This window comes from Streptomyces sp. NPDC002870, from assembly GCF_042888505.1.
Lineage (GTDB): Bacteria > Actinomycetota > Actinomycetes > Streptomycetales > Streptomycetaceae > Streptomyces.
In genome coordinates this window covers 1-2,084 of the sequence record NZ_JBIAPW010000088.1, presented here as the reverse complement: position 1 = coordinate 2,084, position 2,084 = coordinate 1, and the positions used below count along the sequence as shown (strand labels likewise).

At 67.7% G+C, this 2,084-nt stretch carries 2 protein-coding genes; both read left to right on the top strand.

The genetic code is table 11. The features are described from left to right. Window positions 1-92: 92 nt before the first annotated feature. The gene (locus ACFYWY_RS38150; protein ID WP_389196104.1) at window positions 93-503 is read left to right on the top strand and encodes a RidA family protein; all 411 of its coding nucleotides are present in this window, start codon (window positions 93-95) and stop codon (window positions 501-503) included. A 131-nt stretch (window positions 504-634) separates the two neighbouring features. Then, a complete protein-coding gene (locus ACFYWY_RS38145; RefSeq protein ID WP_389196107.1) occupies window positions 635-2,074 on the top strand; it encodes an NF041680 family putative transposase in 1,440 nt (479 codons plus the stop codon). Window positions 2,075-2,084 lie beyond the last annotated feature (10 nt).

Below are 2,084 nucleotides of genomic sequence, written 5' to 3'. Positions count from 1 at the left end.
AGCTTGTCCTTTAACCTCGCGCCGCGACGGACGGCCGCGCGATGAGGCAAATTGCGATGCGCGTTGGCGGCATGCTGGTCAGACTCTCGGGCATGACAGCGAAGATCATCCGTATCAATCCCGAGCAGCTGCATGAAACACCCGGCTACCACCACATCACCGTGGTCGAGACTGGCCGGACAGCTTACCTGGCGGGACAGTGCCCGCTCGATCGGAACGGTTCCCTCGTCGGCCCGGGCTCCGTCGAGGTGCAAGTCGATCAGATCGTCGTGAACGCGCTCGCCGCTCTCGCGGCGGTGAATGCCCAGCCGCAACACGTGGTGCGTTCGGTCATCTACGTGCGGAGCGACGACAGAGATGTCCTGGGCACCGCATGGCGTCAGCTCACCGCCTCCGCCCTCGGGCCGGCCTTCACATCCGCCAGTACGCTCCTGGGCGTTGCACAGCTGGGCTTCGAAGGGCAGCTCGTCGAGGTGGACCTCACCGTCGCGATGCCCGGCTGAGCCGGTTCCTCGCGCCTCGAACAGCGTCTCGAACTGCTTCGCCCGCTTGGTCATGTACCGGACGCCGAAGCGGCCTTCGTCTGATCATGTGCTCCGACCAAGGTGCACTAATCAGAACGAAGGCCGTGAAGGTGAGTCTGCTGCCCGATGCAGTTCCACGAGAAGCGTTCGCGGAAGCGTCACGCTTCCGGGACGAGTTGTACGCGTGTCTGACCGCGCGGGGTGACGAGCTGTTCGAGCTGGCGGACGCGGTGCTGTGTGCTCCGGGTGCGGTGCACTCGGCGGTGGAGCTGACGCTCGTGCCGGAACATCGACGTGGTCATGGTGCGATGTACGACGGTCTCAACCAGGGCCGGATCGACGCCGATCGGCTGCGGTCGCTGCTGGCCGGACTGCCATTACCGCGGTTCGCGGACGGGCGTCTGGTCCTGGCCGTGGACGTCTCGCCGTGGCTGCGGTCGGATGCGCCGTGCTCGCCGGACCGGCTGTTCTGCCACGTCTACGGGCGGGCGAAGACGGCTTCGCAGTTCATCCCCGGCTGGCCGTACTCGTTCGTCGCGGTGCTGGAGATGGGTGCCACCTCCTGGACGCAGATCCTGGATGCGGTCCGCCTCGGCCCGACCGACGACGCCACCGCGGTGACCGCCGCCCAGCTCCGCGACGTCGCCGAACGGCTCATCGCGGCGGGCCAGTGGGAGCCGGGCGAGCCGGACATCATGATCGTGACCGATGCCGGCTACGACGTCACCCGCCTGGCCTGGATCCTGCGGGACCTGCCCGTCGAGCTGGTCGGACGCGTCCGCGGTGACCGCGTGATGCGCCTGCCGAAGCCGCCTCGCGTTTACGATCCCAAGGGAGGCCGGCCACCGAAGCACGGGCCGGAGTTCCGCTTCGCCAAGTCGGAGACCTGGCCCGAACCCGCTGTCGCCACCCGCACCGTCACCGCCAACTACGGCAAGGCGTTCACGCAGGCGTGGGACCGGGTCCACCCACGTCTGACCCACCGGGCCGCCTGGCTGGACCACGAGGGCGAACTTCCGCTGATCGAGGGCACGTTGATCCGGCTGAAGGTCGAGCACTTGTCGAAGGACCGGGCGGCGCCGGCCGTGTGGTTGTGGTCCTCCAAGACCGGCGCCGACGGCTCGGACGTCGACCGGGCCTGGCAGGCATTCCTCCGCCGGTTCGACCTGGAGCACACCTTCCGGCTGTTCAAGCAAACGCTGGGCTGGACTCGACCCAGGCTGCGGGAGCCTGAAGCGGCCGACCGGTGGACCTGGCTGATCATCGTGGCCTACACCCAGCTACGGCTCGCCCGCCCGCTTACCCGCGAACTGCGGCACCCGTGGGAGAAACCGGCTGCACCACACAGGCTCACCCCGGCCCGGGTCAGACGGACGTTTCGGAACCTCCGCCAGCACATGCCCTGCCCCGCCAGAGCGCCGAAACCCCATCGTCCCGGGCCCGGACGGCCACCCGGCACCCCGAACAGACACCGGACACCCCACTACGACGTAGGCAAAACCGTCCGCCGCGAGAAGACACTTATAGCCCTACAACGGTTGAAAGGTTAAAGAACAAGCT